Annotated in this window: 19 protein-coding genes; 8 read left to right on the top strand and 11 right to left on the bottom strand. The window is 31.6% G+C overall.

Going from position 1 to position 16387, the window contains the following annotated elements; translation table 11 throughout:
- The first annotated feature begins 403 nt into the window (after nucleotides 1-403).
- Nucleotides 404-784 carry a cytochrome b5 domain-containing protein gene (locus J2Z35_RS11970; RefSeq protein WP_209661622.1) on the top strand — a complete coding sequence of 127 codons (381 nt, stop codon included), beginning with the start codon at nucleotides 404-406 and terminating at the stop codon, nucleotides 782-784.
- A gap of 11 nt (nucleotides 785-795) precedes the next feature.
- The gene (locus tag J2Z35_RS11965; protein WP_209661621.1) at nucleotides 796-1176 is read left to right on the top strand and encodes a hypothetical protein; all 381 of its coding nucleotides are present in this window, start codon (nucleotides 796-798) and stop codon (nucleotides 1174-1176) included.
- Nucleotides 1177-1284: 108 nt separating this feature from the next.
- On the opposite strand, the gene J2Z35_RS11960 is transcribed toward J2Z35_RS11965, so the two are convergent.
- The 11 genes from J2Z35_RS11960 to dnaA all read right to left on the bottom strand — a co-directional run bounded on the left by J2Z35_RS11960 (nucleotide 1285) and on the right by dnaA (nucleotide 12185).
- Entirely contained in the window at nucleotides 1285-2106 is an 822-nt protein-coding gene (locus J2Z35_RS11960) for a SigB/SigF/SigG family RNA polymerase sigma factor (RefSeq protein WP_209661620.1), read from the bottom strand.
- On the bottom strand, nucleotides 2106-2558 hold the full coding sequence (locus tag J2Z35_RS11955) for an ATP-binding protein (RefSeq protein ID WP_330623457.1): 453 nt from the start codon (nucleotides 2556-2558) through the stop codon (nucleotides 2106-2108). The genes J2Z35_RS11960 and J2Z35_RS11955 overlap by 1 nt, the downstream gene beginning before the upstream one ends.
- 2 nt (nucleotides 2559-2560) lie before the next feature.
- Nucleotides 2561-2881 carry an STAS domain-containing protein gene (locus tag J2Z35_RS11950; RefSeq protein ID WP_209661619.1) on the bottom strand — a complete coding sequence of 107 codons (321 nt, stop codon included), beginning with the start codon at nucleotides 2879-2881 and terminating at the stop codon, nucleotides 2561-2563.
- Nucleotides 2882-2883: 2 nt separating this feature from the next.
- A complete protein-coding gene (locus J2Z35_RS11945; RefSeq protein ID WP_209661618.1) occupies nucleotides 2884-3171 on the bottom strand; it encodes a hypothetical protein in 288 nt (95 codons plus the stop codon).
- Between the two features lie 2 nt (nucleotides 3172-3173).
- Nucleotides 3174-3494: a YtxH domain-containing protein gene (locus J2Z35_RS11940; RefSeq protein ID WP_209661617.1), complete on the bottom strand. Its 321-nt coding sequence runs from the start codon at nucleotides 3492-3494 to the stop codon at nucleotides 3174-3176.
- Nucleotides 3495-3690: 196 nt separating this feature from the next.
- Nucleotides 3691-6147 carry a DNA gyrase subunit A gene (gene gyrA / locus J2Z35_RS11935; RefSeq protein ID WP_209661616.1) on the bottom strand — a complete coding sequence of 819 codons (2457 nt, stop codon included), beginning with the start codon at nucleotides 6145-6147 and terminating at the stop codon, nucleotides 3691-3693.
- 13 nt (nucleotides 6148-6160) lie between these two features.
- Nucleotides 6161-8080: a DNA topoisomerase (ATP-hydrolyzing) subunit B gene (gyrB, locus tag J2Z35_RS11930; protein WP_209661615.1), complete on the bottom strand. Its 1920-nt coding sequence runs from the start codon at nucleotides 8078-8080 to the stop codon at nucleotides 6161-6163.
- Nucleotides 8081-8108: 28 nt separating this feature from the next.
- On the bottom strand, nucleotides 8109-9188 hold the full coding sequence (gene recF, locus J2Z35_RS11925; RefSeq protein ID WP_209661614.1) for a DNA replication/repair protein RecF: 1080 nt from the start codon (nucleotides 9186-9188) through the stop codon (nucleotides 8109-8111).
- A 15-nt stretch (nucleotides 9189-9203) separates the two neighbouring features.
- Nucleotides 9204-9410 (bottom strand): S4 domain-containing protein YaaA, encoded by a 207-nt coding sequence (gene yaaA, locus J2Z35_RS11920; RefSeq protein ID WP_209661613.1) that lies wholly within the window; start codon nucleotides 9408-9410, stop codon nucleotides 9204-9206.
- A gap of 104 nt (nucleotides 9411-9514) precedes the next feature.
- Nucleotides 9515-10603, bottom strand: a complete 1089-nt coding sequence (dnaN, locus tag J2Z35_RS11915) for a DNA polymerase III subunit beta (RefSeq protein ID WP_209661612.1) — start codon at nucleotides 10601-10603, stop codon at nucleotides 9515-9517.
- A gap of 265 nt (nucleotides 10604-10868) precedes the next feature.
- Nucleotides 10869-12185 (bottom strand): chromosomal replication initiator protein DnaA, encoded by a 1317-nt coding sequence (gene dnaA / locus J2Z35_RS11910; protein WP_209661611.1) that lies wholly within the window; start codon nucleotides 12183-12185, stop codon nucleotides 10869-10871.
- Nucleotides 12186-12823: 638 nt separating this feature from the next.
- Between dnaA and rpmH the strand changes: the two genes are divergently transcribed.
- The 6 genes from rpmH to mnmE all read left to right on the top strand — a co-directional run bounded on the left by rpmH (nucleotide 12824) and on the right by mnmE (nucleotide 16384).
- On the top strand, nucleotides 12824-12961 hold the full coding sequence (gene rpmH / locus J2Z35_RS11905) for a 50S ribosomal protein L34 (RefSeq protein WP_209661610.1): 138 nt from the start codon (nucleotides 12824-12826) through the stop codon (nucleotides 12959-12961).
- Between the two features lie 85 nt (nucleotides 12962-13046).
- Nucleotides 13047-13379, top strand: a complete 333-nt coding sequence (gene rnpA, locus J2Z35_RS11900; protein ID WP_209661609.1) for a ribonuclease P protein component — start codon at nucleotides 13047-13049, stop codon at nucleotides 13377-13379.
- A complete protein-coding gene (gene yidD, locus J2Z35_RS11895; RefSeq protein WP_209661608.1) occupies nucleotides 13376-13597 on the top strand; it encodes a membrane protein insertion efficiency factor YidD in 222 nt (73 codons plus the stop codon). The genes rnpA and yidD overlap by 4 nt, the downstream gene beginning before the upstream one ends.
- A gap of 21 nt (nucleotides 13598-13618) precedes the next feature.
- Nucleotides 13619-14302: a YidC/Oxa1 family membrane protein insertase gene (locus tag J2Z35_RS11890; protein WP_245330887.1), complete on the top strand. Its 684-nt coding sequence runs from the start codon at nucleotides 13619-13621 to the stop codon at nucleotides 14300-14302.
- Nucleotides 14302-14925, top strand: a complete 624-nt coding sequence (gene jag, locus J2Z35_RS11885; protein ID WP_209661623.1) for an RNA-binding cell elongation regulator Jag/EloR — start codon at nucleotides 14302-14304, stop codon at nucleotides 14923-14925. The genes J2Z35_RS11890 and jag overlap by 1 nt, the downstream gene beginning before the upstream one ends.
- 79 nt (nucleotides 14926-15004) lie before the next feature.
- Nucleotides 15005-16384 carry a tRNA uridine-5-carboxymethylaminomethyl(34) synthesis GTPase MnmE gene (gene mnmE, locus J2Z35_RS11880; protein WP_209661607.1) on the top strand — a complete coding sequence of 460 codons (1380 nt, stop codon included), beginning with the start codon at nucleotides 15005-15007 and terminating at the stop codon, nucleotides 16382-16384.
- Nucleotides 16385-16387 lie beyond the last annotated feature (3 nt).

Raw genomic sequence — 16387 nt, 5'->3', positions numbered from 1 at the left:
GAGCTTTCAACCAAGGGATAAGTCTATCCATTTTTAAAAACAAAATTATTTTAATTTGTTTCTGAAATTGAAAAAGCTAATATTATTTGAAATTCTTTTGAGTAGAAAACTAAAATTAAGAATTTTTATTGTGGAATTTTCTAATTTCTAAATTAAGAGCCTAAATTATTTTTTTATGAATAATTCGGGATTAATACAATTAAAATTCTGTTTTGTTTTTTAAAAACCTTTAATTGGTGTACTTGTTGAAATTATTATTTTATAAAAATACTTATATATAAAATTTTTATCCCTATTAATCCCTTTTTAAATTATACTATTTTTGTGTCGGTTTAATTTCCCTCCTTTTGGGCATAAGAAATATAACAGTAATTTATCATTAATCAATTAAGGAGGTTGTAAGATGAAAAAGAAAAATATTTTATTTTTAATATTGGTATTAGCTATTTTTACTATTTCAGCTGGATGTGCCCCTAACACAAAGAACTCTCCTACTCCTGTTGATGCTCCTATAGAATCGAATGAGGAAGAACCTGAAGAAGAATCTGAAGAGCTTCTTTTAACTTTAGAAGAATTAGCTGAATTTGACGGAAAAGATGGAAGACCTGCATATGTAGCAGTAAATGGAGTTATTTACGATGTCACTGATTCTCAAAGATGGAGTGGTGGAGAGCATAATGGTTTTGAAGCAGGACAAGATTTAACAGAAGAAATAGAAAATGTATCGCCTCATGGTGTTCGTACTTTAGAAAATGTCCCAGCTGTAGGTAGAATTGTAGAATAGGAGGGGCTTATATGCTTTTTCTTATATGGGTTAACGTATTTTTACTTGCTTTGTTAATATCATTTCCAATCATGCTTGAGCTTAATAAGAAAGTATTTAAAGGAAAACATAAAAATATCAATAAACTTCTAAAAAATGAACGTAAAGCTCATCCTTATGTAGGTATAGTTGTAATTTTAATAGGAGCCATACATGGATATAGCATGCTTGGATTAAATTTCATCCTTCATACAGGTAGTGTTCTTCTTATGTTACTTCTTATTAATGGAATTCTTGGATTCTTATATAAAAGAAAAAGAACTAAGATTTTAAGAACTTCTCATAGAGTAATCGGTTATCTTATAATTTTAGCCTTTTTACTTCACTATTTTAATCCATGGTTTTTTTCTTAAAAATTTAGCGATAAGAATAGAACACAAATTTATAATTAAACCAAATTTTTTAGGCACTGAAAAGCCGCTATTTAATAAATAGCGGCTTTATATCTATCTTTAAATTAATTAGAATAAAGATTTTTCATAGTCTTTTTTTAATTTTAGTAAAATCTTTTTTTCCATTCTAGAAACTGTCATTTGTGAAACTCCCAGTTCATTAGCAACATGCATCTGGGTTTTATTTTTGAAAAATCTATCTCTAATTATTTTTATCTCTATTTCATTCAATTTGGAAAGTGCGTTATCTATAAAGTCTTTGTTTTCTATCATTCCAAAACGCTTATCTTCATCTCCAACAAGATCCATAAGAAGTATATCCTTATCGTCCCCTTCATTATCATAAGATAAATCAAGTGATTTTGGCTTGTATACATGGGATGCTTCTATAGCTTCCAGTACCTCTTCTTCTGAGCATTGCAAATAGTTGGCTATGTCTTCTATTTTAGGAACTCTGTGAAGCTCCTGCTGCAGGTATACTTTGGCAGTATTAACCTTCTTGGATAATTCTTGAATTCTTCTAGGAACTCTTATAGACCAACCTTTGTCTCTAAAGTGTTTTTTTATTTCTCCTATAATAGTAGGAGTAGCAAAACTTGAAAATTCAAAACCCTTTGAAATGTCAAATCTTTCAATAGCAAAAATAAGGCCTAAAGATGCTACTTGAAAAATATCTTCATATTCTATTCCCTTATTTAGAAATTTTTTGGAAAGAATCTCGGCTATATAGAGATATCTTTGCACAAGCTCATTTCGTATTTCTATGTCTTTTTTCTCGCTGTATATCTTGAAAAGCTCTTTTTCAGTAAGATTTCTATACTGGCTTGAAAAGTTTTGGGACTTAATATTTGATTTGGAGGGTTTTGCTTTGTTTTCAGCAACTTCACCCATTAATTACCATCTCCTAGGAATTTTATCATCTTAATTTGTGTACCTTCTCCTACCTTAGAGATCATGTCTACTTCATCCATAAGACTCTTTATGATGAATATTCCTAGCCCTCCTTCTTCTTTTGGGTTGTTAAGATCTGGGTCATCCATTTCATCTATTTGATAGCCCTTGCCTTCATCTGATATTGAAATCCCCATCTTGTCTTCAAAAACTTGAAAACTAACTTTAAAATCGTGATTTTCGCTGTGTCTTATAGCATTTGTACATGCTTCTGCAACTGCAACCTTTATGTCTTCAATATCTTCTATATTAAAACCCATTCTGTTAGCAATCGCTGAAACTGTTAGTCTTACAACCCCTACATACTCAGGCTTGCTAGGCATACTCATGACTATTTCGTCATGAACATCCTCTTGAAACGTCTTTAACTCCTCAGAATTTATAGAAACCAATTCTATCCCTCCAACTTGAATATTTTATCTAATCCGGTTATACTGAATATTTTTTTGACATTAGGTTTTGTGTTCTTTATATATATATCCTTGTCTTTACTTTTTAATCTTTTTAATGCTCCTATTAATACTCCAAGTCCAGTAGAGTCTATATACTCAAGTTCGGAAGCGTCGATATGTATATCAACACTCTCTTCTGATGAAGTGAGTTTTTGCAGCTCGTCTTTAAAGATATTAGATGTATATATATCTATTTCTCCTTTGAGCTTCAAATACCATATTGCCTTTTCTTCATCGAAATTACTGTCAATAATTACTGACATTATTAATCCCTCCTGCTATTTTTATTTTTTTTCAGCTCGCTTACTATTTTGGCTCCTGATACTAATCCTGCTATCTTAGTAACGCTCCCTATAATCATATTTACGCTTGTAGTTATACCAGCAACATTCTCTATTATATCTCCAATATCTCTTGAACTTTCTTCAACTATTCCTTCTACTCTTCTAACAGTATTATCTAATGTTTTTATGACAAATGCAAGGTTTATACATACAAATAAAAATCCAAGTCCAACTAAAAGCACTCCAAGTTCCCAAATTCTAAATTCCATATCTACACCCCTTTATCTTCTTTGTCATTTAAAGAAATTGTACTTTGTCCTTCCATAAAATCATCAGAATCATTTTCTCTAAATTCTCTTGATATTACTATGTCAGACTCAGCTTCGATTAAATCATCCTCTTCGTGTTTAATATTCTTTACAAAATTTTTAAAATCTTCTTTTACACTTTGAGAGTCAGTCAATATATCCATAGTTTTTTCAAATATATTTTCTCTAAGCTCTTCTCCTTTTTTAGGTGCAAACAGAAGTGCTATTACTGCACCAAATATTCCTCCCCAAATAAAAGATCCTATTTTACAATTCTTCGACATAATAAGTACCTCCATTCTAAAATAACAAACTGTTCAAACTATACCCTTATATGAATATATTATAACAATTTTTTTACATTATTTAAAATATTAAGGAATATTGAGACTTTGAATATATAAATGATTTGGTAATTTTTTTAAATAAAAACAGCCCCTCTCACTCTTTAATAAATAAGAAGGGCTGATTTATAATTTTTTATTCTTCTTCAGTTTCTTCTAGTTCATCTGCAGTATTTTGAGCTATTTTAGCTAAAGCTGCAACTACAGTGTTTTCACTAGTCTTCATTACTCTTACTCCACTTGTTACCTTTGAAAGGATTGAAATTTGATTTACTGATATTCTAATTAATGTTCCATCAGAGTTGATAATCATAATTTCTTCGTCCTCTTCAACTACCTTTGCACCAACAACCCTTCCAGTCTTCTCAGAGATTTTGTAGCTTTTAACTCCTTTTCCTCCTCTTGACTGAATTCTGTAGTCTTTTATGTGCGTTCTTTTTCCGTATCCATTTTCAGATATTACAAGAAGCTCTTTAGAAGTGTCGGCTATTTCCATGGAAACAACTTCATCACCTTCATTAAGTCTTATTCCTCTTACTCCCATAGCGCTTCTTCCCATGTCTCTAACCTGTTTTTCGTCAAAGCATATAGCAAGGCCTTCTTTGGTTACAAGAATAAAGTTGGTATCTCCATCAGTTATTTTTGCATTTATAAGCTCATCATCTTCTCTAAGTGATATAGCTATAAGACCATTTCTTTTGCTTTTTCTAAACTCAGATATCATAGTTTTCTTTATTATTCCTTTTTTTGTACACATAACTAGATAGCTTGTATCGGCAACATCCCTAACAGTAAGGAATGAATTTACCTTTTCACCTTTTTCAAGTGGAAGAAGATTTATTATATTTGTCCCTTTAGCTATTCTACTTGATTGTGGAATTTCATATACATTCATTCTATACATTCTTCCTCTGTTTGTAAGGAAGATTATTCTATCATGATTTGCGGCTGTTATAATACTTTCCACAAAATCTTCGTCCCTTGTAGTCATTGATGATATACCCTTTCCACCTCTTCTTTGAGATTTATAGGTATCCATAGGTATTCTTTTTATATATCCATGATGAGTAAGGGTTATTGTTACTTCTTCATCTTCTATAGTGTCTTTTATATTTATTTCATCTTCACTCTCTGTTATTTCAGTTCTTCTGTCATCTCCATACTTATCTCTTATTAAAGTTATCTCTTCTTTTATGATTTCAAGAAGCTTTTCTTCACTTGCAAGTATTGACTCGTAGTACTTGATGCTTTCCATAAGCTCATTAAACTCATTTTCTATCTTTCCTCTTTCAAGACCTGTAAGTCTTTGAAGCCTCATATCTAGTATAGCTTGAGATTGAATATCCGTTAAAGAAAATTCTTCCATTAATTTTTCTTTTGCTACTGCTCCTGTATCTGAGCCTCTGATTATTTCGATAACTCTATCTATATTATCAAGGGCTATTAGAAGTCCTTTTAATATATGTTCTCTCTCTTTTGCTTTTCTTAATTCATATTCTGTCCTTTTTGTTACTACGTCCTTTTGATGATTTAGATAATGAACAAGCATACTTCTAAGATCAAGAACTTTTGGCTCTCCATTTACAAGGGCCAGCATTATTATAGAGTATACGTCCTGCATCTGGGAATGCTTATAGAGGTTGTTAAGTACGATATTTGGATTTACATCTCTTTTTACTTCTATAACAACTCTTATTCCGTTTCTATTACTCTCATCCCTTATATCCGTAATTCCTTCTACTCTTTTTTCTTTTACAAGCTCAGCTATTCTCTCTATCATTCTAGATTTGTTTACTTGATAAGGTATTTCTGATACAACTATTCTGTGCTTTCCATTTGGAAGCTCTTTTATATCAGCTTTCGACCTTACTGTTATCTTACCTCTACCTGTTTTATAGGCTTGCTTGATAAATGATTTTCCCATCCCTATAGCTCCAGTTGGAAAATCTGGTCCCTTTATATGCTCCATTATATCTTCTACTGTGGCATCAGGATTTTCAATTAGCTCAATCACAGCATCTATTACTTCTCTAAGGTTGTGAGGAGGAATAGACGTTGCCATACCAACTGCAATACCATTTGATCCATTTACAAGAAGATTTGGGTATCTAGCTGGGAGTACTGAAGGTTCTTTTAGTCTTTCATCGTAGTTTGGAACAAAATTTACAGTTTCTTTATCTATATCTTTTAGCATTTCAAGGGCAAGCTTTTGCATTTTTGCCTCTGTATAACGCATAGCTGCAGCAGAATCTCCATCTATGGAACCAAAGTTTCCATGTCCATCAACTAGAGGGTATCTTATAGAAAAATCCTGAGCCATTTTTACAAGAGAATCATATACAGCTGTATCACCGTGTGGGTGGTACTTACCAAGTACGTCCCCGACAACCGTGGCTGATTTTCTATATCCTTTTTCAGGTACAAGTGAAAGCTCATTCATAGCGTATAGTATTCTTCTGTGAACTGGCTTTAGTCCGTCCCTTACATCAGGAAGAGCCCTTCCCACTATTACACTCATTGCATAGTCTATATAGGATTTACGCATCTCATCTTCTATTTCAATATCAACAATCTTGTCTCTTTCTTCATTCATTATTTAACCCCTCCTATACATCCAGATTTTTTACATATCTTGCATTCTCTTGGATGAAAAGACGTCTTGGCTCGACTTTATCTCCCATAAGCATGCTAAATACATCGTCAGCCATAGAAGCATCTTCTATAGTAACCTTCAGAAGTGTTCTGGTATCTGGATTCATCGTTGTATCCCAAAGCTGCTCTGCATTCATCTCTCCTAGACCTTTGTATCTTTGGATATCCACTTGATTTCTTCCTATTTCTTCTAGGACTTGATTTAACTGGGCATCACTATATGCATATATTTCTTTTCTACCTTTTTTTATCTTGTATAAAGGAGGCTGAGCTATATAAACGAACCCTTTTTCAATAAGTGGTCTCATATATCTAAAGAAAAATGTAAGTATAAGAGTCCTTATATGAGCTCCATCTACGTCCGCATCCGTCATTATTACTATCTTGTGATATCTTAATCTCTCTTGATCAAACTCATTTCCTATTCCACATCCAAAGGCAGTAATCATATTTTTAATTTCTTCTGAACCAAGTATTCTATCTAATCTTGATTTTTCTACATTAAGTATTTTTCCTCTTAAAGGAAGAATTGCCTGGCTATTTCTATCTCTTCCCTGCTTTGCAGAACCTCCAGCAGAGTCCCCTTCCACTATATAAACTTCTGATTTTGCAGGGTCTTTTTCAGCGCAATCCGCAAGCTTACCAGGAAGAGAAGTACTTTCAAGAACACTTTTTCTTCTTGTTAACTCTCTAGCTTTTTTTGCAGCCTCTCTAGCCCTTTGAGACCTAAGACTTTTATCTACTATTATTCTTGCACTTTGTGGATTTTCTTCTAAAAATGCGCCAATGTTTTCAACTGCAATAGATTCAACAGCAGATCTAACTGGCGGATTTCCAAGCTTTGTCTTAGTCTGTCCTTCATATTGAGGATCTGGAAGCTTTACAGAAACAACTGCTGTAAGTCCTTCTCTTATATCTTCTCCAGTAAGATTATCTTCCTTTGCTTTTATAAAATTCGCTTTTTTTGCATAATCATTAACCACTCTTGTAAGAGCAGCCTTAAAACCAATAAGGTGAACCCCTCCTTCATGAGTGTTTATGTTGTTTGCAAAGGAGTATACATTTTCAGTATATCCATCTGTATACTGCATAGATACTTCTACAATATAATCCCCTATCTTTTTTTCGAAATATATTACATCTTCGTGAATAGCAGTCTTGTTTTTGTTTAAATATTTAACATACTCTATAAGACCACCTGTATAATGGAATTCTTTTTTTCTTTCAATTCCATCTCTTTTATCTTCTAAGGTTATCATTATACCTTTATTTAAAAATGCAAGTTCTCTTAATCTATGCTCAAGGGTTTCATATTTATAAACTATTTCTTCAAATATTTCTTCATCTGGAAGGAATCTTATGCATGTCCCTCTTTCTGATGTCTCCCCTACAACTTCAAGTTCAGTCTGAGGATTTCCTTTTTCAAAACGCTGTCTATATACTTTTCCATCTTTTTTCACCTCGGCTATAAGCTCTGTAGAAAGGGCATTTACAACAGATACACCAACCCCATGAAGTCCTCCAGATACCTTATATCCTCCAGCTCCAAATTTTCCTCCTGCATGAAGTACCGTAAGAACTGTTTCTACTGTACTTTTTCCTGTCTTTGGATGAGTCTCAACAGGGATTCCTCTTCCATTATCAACTACAGTAATTCCATTGTCTTCATCTATAGTTACGCTTATAGTATCGCAGTGGCCAGCAAGTGCCTCATCTATAGCATTATCCACAACTTCATATACAAGGTGATGAAGACCTCTTGATCCTGTAGATCCTATATACATTCCTGGTCTTTTTCTTACGGGTTCAAGACCTTCAAGTACCTGAATCTCACTGGCACCATAATCTTGGGTTATTTTGTTGTTATCTTCCATTTTTTACCTCCAACACTAAATATAAGGCTTAATTTATCATACTAATGATTGCATTTTCTATATTGTAAATCTTAGAATCTTTATCTATATCAATGTTCTCTGTAGTAGTTACAAAAGTCTGTATCCCTTTTAGATTATCAAGAAGCATCTTTTGCCTTTGTATGTCAAGCTCACTGAATATATCATCAAGGAGTACAACTGGATATTCATCCTTTTCTTCATATATGAGTTCAATCTCTGAAAGCTTAAGAGAAATTGCAGCACTTCTTTTTTGTCCCTGAGACCCAAAACTCCTGATTTCCATATCATTTATAAAAATGGAAAGATCATCTTTATGGGGACCTATAGTTGTGGTTCTTCTATTTAAATCTTCATTTCTTGCCTCTTTAAACAAAGCTTCCAAATCATTTAGAGATTTATTTGAGATATTTATATTTGGGTTATATTTTATAGAAAGATTTTCTTTTCCTGAAGATATCCTGTGATGATTCTTCTTTGCAATAGGTTCTATTTTTTCTATAAAATTTTTTCTTTGCTCCATTATCTTAAAACCATAGTTTGCAAGCTGTATATCGTATACATCAAGCAGACCTTTATCCACCTTGTCTCTTTTTAGTAGATTATTTCTTTGAAGAAGAGTCTTTTGATATGTATATAGAGTTTGGTAATAAGATGGCCTTATTTGAGAAAGCTCTCTATCCATAAAGGCTCTTCTTTCTTTTGGTCCTTCTCTTATAAGTTTGAGATCCTCTGGGGAAAATATGACTATATTAATTATTCCTAATAAATCAGTTAATTTTTCAATAGGTATAGAATTTATTTTTATGGCTTTTTTTATATCTTTTCCCATTTTTATCTCAATCTTAAATTCTCTATCCATAGACTCTACAATTGAAGATATATAAGCATTTTGAGTATCAAACATAACCATTTCCTTGTCCTTGTTTGTCCTAAAAGACCTTCCTAAGGAAAGCATATATATAGCCTCTATTAGATTTGTTTTACCTTGCCCATTTTTTCCTATAATCATATTAAGATTTTTTTGAAAATCTATATGTGCATTTTTATAATTTCTAAAGTTGGCAAGATTAAGACTTTTTATTAGCATAATTTACCTCTTTACTTAAACGATCTTATATGACCTATCTTCTATAGTTATTACATCTCCTGGCCTTAATTTTTTTCCTCTTTGAATCTCTACTACACCGTTTAATTTTATTTTAGAGTCCAATATCATTATCTTAGCTTCCCCACCACTACCTACTTCATTAACGAGCTTTAGAAATTGATCTAGCTTTATATATTCCGTACTAATCTTTATTTCCTTCATTTTAATTTCCTCCTCTGAAAAAGACGTTCTTATTATTATATCATAAATATGTTTTTTATATTATAAATAAAAAACACCCGGAAATACCGGGCATTTCAATATTTTTAAATTCGTACAGGAAGAAGCAGATAAGTATAACTATCATCATTTTCTGGATTTAATATACACGGGCTTACATTAGTATTAAAGTTTAGATATATATTCTCTTCGTCTATGTTTTTAATACATTCCATAAAATATCTTAAATTGAAGGCTATTTCAAGGTCATTTCCTTCAAGCTCTATTGATATAACCTCTTCAAGGTTACCTATTTCATCGTTTCTAGAGGATATTTTCATTATATCGTCCTCTATGTTTAATTTTATAAGGCTGTTTTTAGCTACAAGTGATGCTCTATCAAGAGCATTTAAAAATTCCCTTGTGTTTATCTTTACTTTCGAAGAAAATTCCTTTGGAAGAATCTGGTTATAGTTTATAAACTCACCTTCTAAAAGCCTTGTAGTAAGTATGGTATCTCCTATTATAAAAGATGCATGCTTGTTGTCAAAACCAAGCTTTATAAAATCATTATCATGTATCATTCTACTTATTTCTATTAGGGTTTTTCCAGGTATTATAAGCTTTGCTTCTTTTTGATTTTCATTTAAATTACATTTTTTTATTGCAAGTCTGAATCCATCAATTGCAACTATATTTATACTGTGCTCATTAATTTCTATAAGTTCTCCCATAAGAAGAGGCTTAGTCTCATCTTGAGATATTGCAAAAGAAGTCTTTCTGATCATTTCTTTAAAGACATCAGAAGGAATTTCTTGATAATAATCTTCTTCTATTGAATTAGGTATTGGAAAATCCTTTCCATCAAAGCCCTTTATATTGAACTGAGAAGAACCTGATTTTATTTCAACAATATTTCCTTCCTTTACTTCAATATATATCTCGTCTTCTGGAAGCTTTTTTACTATATCAGATATTATTTTTGCATCTATTACTATTTTTCCTTCTTCAATAATATCAGCATTTAAGGTTGTCTGAACTCCTATCTCAAGATTGTTTGAGGTAAGAATTAATCTTCCTTCATAAGTCTCAAATAGAATTCCTTTTAGAAGCTCCATGGTATTTTTGTTTGAAATTCCTTTTAGAGCCATATTTAGGCTATGAAGTAGGTCTTTTTGAAATATTTTTATCTTCATTATGATCCTCCAAATATATATATAAATAATATTAAAAAAACAGTAGTAATAGTAATAGGGGCTGTTAGTTTGTGGATAACCGCCTTTACTTATTTAAAAAGTAAACTAAACAGATGTGGATAACTATGTGAGTATGTTTAAAATAAAAAAGGAACAATTGTGGGCAAATCATTCCTTTTTGTGTACTAAAAATAATATTACTAAATAATAAATCTAAAAATAATTTCAACTAAAATAAATTTTAAAATTATCTTGATAGATTATATTAGGCCTTTAGTTCTTTTATAATTTTTTCTATTTTATACTTTACATCATCATCTTTGTCCATATCCTGAGCTATCTTATCGCAAGCATGAATCACAGTCGTATGATCTCTTCCTCCAAATTCCTCTCCAATTTTAGGCAGAGACATATCAGTTAACTCTCTACATAGATACATTGCAATCTGGCGAGGATAGGCTATTGCTCTAGTACGTTTTTTAGATGTAAAGTCTTCCATTTTTATGGAAAATATTTGAGATACCTTTTCTTTAATAGAGCTTGAATTTAGCTCGTTGTTAGATGAATTTTGAAATAAATCTTTAAGGGCCTCGCATGCAAGCTCATAAGTAATATCTTCTTTAGTAAGATCTGAGTAAGCTATTACCCTTACAAGAGCTCCCTCTAGCTCTCTAATATTAGATTTTATATTTTTTGCTATATGTACCATTACTTCATTTGGAATATCTCTATTTTCTACCTGAGCTTTTTTTCTGAGTATTGCTATTCTAGTTTCAAAATCAGGAGGCTGAATATCAGCTATAAGTCCCATCTCAAACCTAGATCTTAGTCTGTCTTCAAGTGTAGGTATTTCCTTTGGAGTTCTATCGCTGGATATAATTATCTGTTTATTTGCCTCATGAAGGGCATTAAAGGTATGGAAAAATTCTTCCTGAGTCCTTTCTTTTCCAGCAATAAACTGAATATCATCTACAAGGATTACATCTACATTTCTATATTTGTTTCTAAAAGCCTCATTTTTATCATCTTTAATCGAGTTTATAAGTTCATTAGTAAAGGTTTCTGAAGAAAGATAAAGTATTTTAGAGTCTTTGTTATTTCCTACAATATAATGGCCAATAGCGTGCATCAGATGTGTCTTTCCAAGTCCAACACCACCATATATAAAAAGAGGATTGTATGCTCTGGCAGGTGATTCTGCAACTGCAACACATGCTGCATGAGCAAATCTATTACTGTTTCCTATTACGAAAGTGTCAAAGGTATACTTTGAATTTAAATTATAGGAAATATTTTTTTTGTCTTCAGGTTTATCGTAGTAAAGATCAGTTATTTCCTCTAAGTCTAGAATTATCTTAATAGAAAGGTTTTTATAGCCGTAATCAGCGCCAATAGAAAGCAGGTTATTCATATGATTATTTTCTATGACCTCTTTTATAAAGTAATTGGGAGCTAATAGAATAAGCTCGTTTTTCCTTAGATTGACAGCTTCTATACTTGCAAAAAATGACTCGTAAAATTGCTTAGTAATTTGATTTTTATAAACCCCTATTATTTTTTCCCATAAAGTTAAAGCATCCATATAAATCCTCCAAAAAAATCCACAAATTTATCAACAAAAATAAAAAAAAACCATATAAAATAAAAATTCAAAAAAGCTGTGGAAACGATAGTTGATAAAAAATAAAAAAAAGAATATTATTGTGGATAGAATAAAATTAAATAAAAAGATAACACCCTGTGGAAAAGTTAATCAACAACATAAAATTAATATTATAAATCTAAAAAGCATAATTTAAAGGGAAATTAAGAGACAATAATATTAGTTAAAAATATTTTATAAAAACTTATACACAATTTAATCCACAACTTGTGTATAAGTTGAAAACAATTTACAAAGTTATCAACAGGTAAGAATAATATAACAAACTGAAACAAAAACTTCAATAGAAAGAGAAGTATTTATCCACAGATTGAGGATTTTTTTATTTTTTATCAACAAGTCTTTTACGCTAAATTATATATAACTTTAAAAACTCAGCTAAGATACGTAAATCAAGTTATTTGCATAAATCCTTATATCCTTTATAATAGTTAATTAGAGCTCAAAAATACATTGACAATAATAGGTAGGACAATTATAATGTTTGTTATGATGTGCGTATTTTGAGTATGACCTTTAATACATAGAAAGGTTAGAATTAGAAAGGCGGTGTAAACATGAGCAAAAGAACTTACCAACCAAAGAAGAGACAAAGAAGTAAGGAGCATGGCTTCAGAAAAAGAATGAGAACTTCTACTGGAAGAAACGTAATAAGAAGAAGAAGAGCAAAAGGAAGAAAAAGACTGACTGCATAAAAGACGAGATTAGGCCGCTTATGAAAGGTGGCCTTTTTGTTTATTTCAAAAAAGAAAAATAGAAGATGAGAATTTGGGGGTTTTTATGAATCATCAAAGACTTAGAAAAGATGCAGACTTCAAAAATGTTTACAAAAGAGGGAAGTCTTTTGCAAATAAAACCCTAGTGATGTATTACAGAAAAAATGGCTGTGATTTTAATAGAATTGGATTTTCAGTATCCAAAAAAATTGGAAAAGCTGTAACAAGAAATAAAATAAGAAGACTTATCAAAGAAAATTTGAAAGATATGAATGACCTTGAGCAAGGTTATGATATAATATTTATTGCAAGGATTCCCTCAGCAGAACTAGATTTTCGTGATATGGGAAAATCATTGAGACATCTGCTTAAAAAAACCGGAGTTGTGAAAAAATGAGTAATTTTTTAGTGAAAATTATGATTTATTTTATTAGATTCTATCAAAAATTTCTTTCTCCGCTAAAAGGACCTAGCTGTAGGTTTCATCCTACTTGTTCTCAGTACTCAATAGACGCACTAAAAAAGTATGGGATATTAAAAGGTACTTATTTATCAATAAAAAGAATATTAAAATGCCATCCTTTTCATGCGGGTGGATATGATCCTTTAAAATAACATTTCCAGGAGGTTAAGATTTTGGCTAATTTATTGGGCTCTCTTTTAAAAATTATTTATGACATAATAGGAAACTATGGAATATCTATAATTGTATTTACAGTTGTGGTAAAGCTTATATTACTTCCACTAACTATGACACAAACTAAATCAATGAAATCAATGCAGGAGATTAATCCTAAAATACAGGAACTAAAAGAAAAATACAAAGATAATCCTGAAAAAATGAATCAAAAGACAATGGAGCTTTACAAAGAATATAAGGTAAACCCTCTAGCAGGGTGTCTGCCTTTATTAATACAGTTTCCTATTCTTATAGGGCTTTTTAATGCACTTAGAAATCCAACTGTTTATGTATTCCCAAATGAAGAGGCTTATCTTGCAGCAGACACTGCTTTTTTATGGATGAGCAACCTTGCATCTCCTGATGTAATATTTTTAGGAGGAATAGCTATACCATTTATCCTTCCTATACTGGCAGCAATTACTACATATTTCCAGTCAGCTATGATGTCACCAAAAGGAGCAAAGAAAGATTCTTCCCAAACTATGATGCTTTATCTTTTTCCTGTAATGATGCTTTTTTGGGGAAGAACATTTCCAGCAGGACTTCTGCTTTATTGGGTTGCAGGTAACGTATTCCAGATAGTTCAACAATCAGTTTTGGCAAAAAGACCAGCTAAAACCAAGGAGGCAATTAAGTGATGAAATCCGTTGAAAAAATTGGGAAAAGTAAAGAAGAGGCAATTGAACTTGCACTGAAAGAACTAAATGCAGAAAAGGACGATATTGAAATTGAAGTCCTAGAAGAAGGAAGTAAAGGTTTTTTAGGCTTTTTAGGAGCAAAGGATTTTAAAATAAGAGCTACATTAAAGGATAATTACGAAAAAACTACTAGAAATTTTTTAAATGATATATTTGACTCTCTTGATATAATTGCAGATATAAATCTAGATTTTAAAGGAGACACTCTAAAGGTCTCAGTAATAGGAGATAGTGCAGGTCAGTTAATAGGTAGAAGAGGAGAATCTCTTGATGCTCTGCAGCTACTTCTTGGTCTTGCAGTAAATAAAAAAAGAGATGGGTATATTAAGGTCCTTCTCGATATAGAAAATTACAGAGAAAAAAGAGAAGAATCTCTTGTAAGATATGCAAATAAAATGGCTAGAACTGCTGTAAAGCAAAGAAGGAATATAAGGCTTGAGCCTATGAACCCTTACGAAAGAAGAATTGTGCATTCGGCTCTTCAATCTGATTCTTATGTAACCACATATAGTGAAGGGGAAGAACCATTCAGAAAAGTAGTAATATCAGTTAAAAAGCAATAGTTTCTAAATTAAGGGCCCCTAGTGAAAAATTAGGGGTTTTCTTTGATTATGGAGTTATTTAATTAAAAGGCGGTGCAAAATGTATATAGATGATACAATAGCGGCGGTAGCTACTGCCCCTGGAGAAGCAGGAATAGGAATAGTAAGAATAAGCGGACCTAATTCCCTAGATATAGCAAATACTATTTTTAGACCAGTTTCAAAAAATATCAATATTTTAGAAAACCCAAGAAAACTTATATATGGTCATATAATTGATAAAGATATCAAGGTAGATGAAGTTCTTTTGTCCTTTATGAAGGGTCCACATACCTTTACAAGAGAGGATATAGTTGAGATAAACTGTCATGGAGGATATATATCTGTAAGGAAGATACTAGAACTTGTAATTAAATCAGGAGCTAGGATTGCAGATAGAGGAGAATTTACTAAAAGAGCATTTTTAAATGGAAGAATAGATTTATCTCAAGCAGAAGCTACTATGGATATAATAACCTCAAAAACAAGTGCAAGTTTTGATATTGCACAAAAGCAGCTTGAGGGAAAGCTTTCATCTAAGATAAAGGAAATAAGGGACATACTTACACTAGACCTTGCAAAAATAACAGTTGCAATAGATTTTCCTGAAGAGGACGAGCCTGAGGTGACCTATGAAGAGCTTTTAGCTGATCTTAAAAAGATAAAAGATGAGATACATGCCCTTATTCTTAGTTTTGACAAAGGAAAAATAATGAGAGATGGACTAAAAACAGTTATCGTAGGAAAACCTAATGTAGGAAAGTCATCACTACTTAATGCAATACTAAAGGAATCAAGGGCTATTGTAACTGAAATAGCAGGAACTACAAGAGATATAATTGAAGAATATGTAAATATAGGGGGAATACCTCTTAGAATAGTAGATACAGCTGGAATCAGAGAGACAGAAGATATTGTGGAAAAAATTGGTGTCCAAAAATCAAAAGAATCTATAGAATCGGCAGACCTTGTTATTATGATGCTTGATTCATCTAGGGAGCTTACAGATGAAGATATAGAAATATTGACATATCTTGACAACAAAAAATCAATAATTCTTATGAATAAAACAGATTTAGCTCAGGCTATTACAGATGAGGACATAGAAAAACACACTCATGGAAAATCAGTAATAAAGATTTCTGCCCTTGAAAATAAAGGTATAGAAGAAATAGAAAAAGAAATAGAAAAAATGGTTTATGAGGGTGAGCTTCAAACTGAGAATGATATAATGGTGACAAATGCAAGACATAAAAACTCTCTGGAAAAAGCATATACTTCTTGCTGCGATGCAATTGACGCCCTTGATTCAAATATAGAGCTTGATATAGCGGAAACAGATTTTAAAATAGCTTGGGACAGTCTAGGACAAATCACAGGTGATACAGTCTCTGAAGATCTTCTTGATACGATATTTAGAGAATTTTGTATAGGAAAATAAATA

The organism is Acetoanaerobium pronyense (assembly GCF_017874355.1).
In the GTDB taxonomy this organism is placed as follows: domain Bacteria; phylum Bacillota; class Clostridia; order Peptostreptococcales; family Filifactoraceae; genus Acetoanaerobium; species Acetoanaerobium pronyense.
The sequence above is the reverse complement of the archived record's forward strand: the minus strand, read 5'-3'. Positions and strand labels throughout refer to the sequence as shown.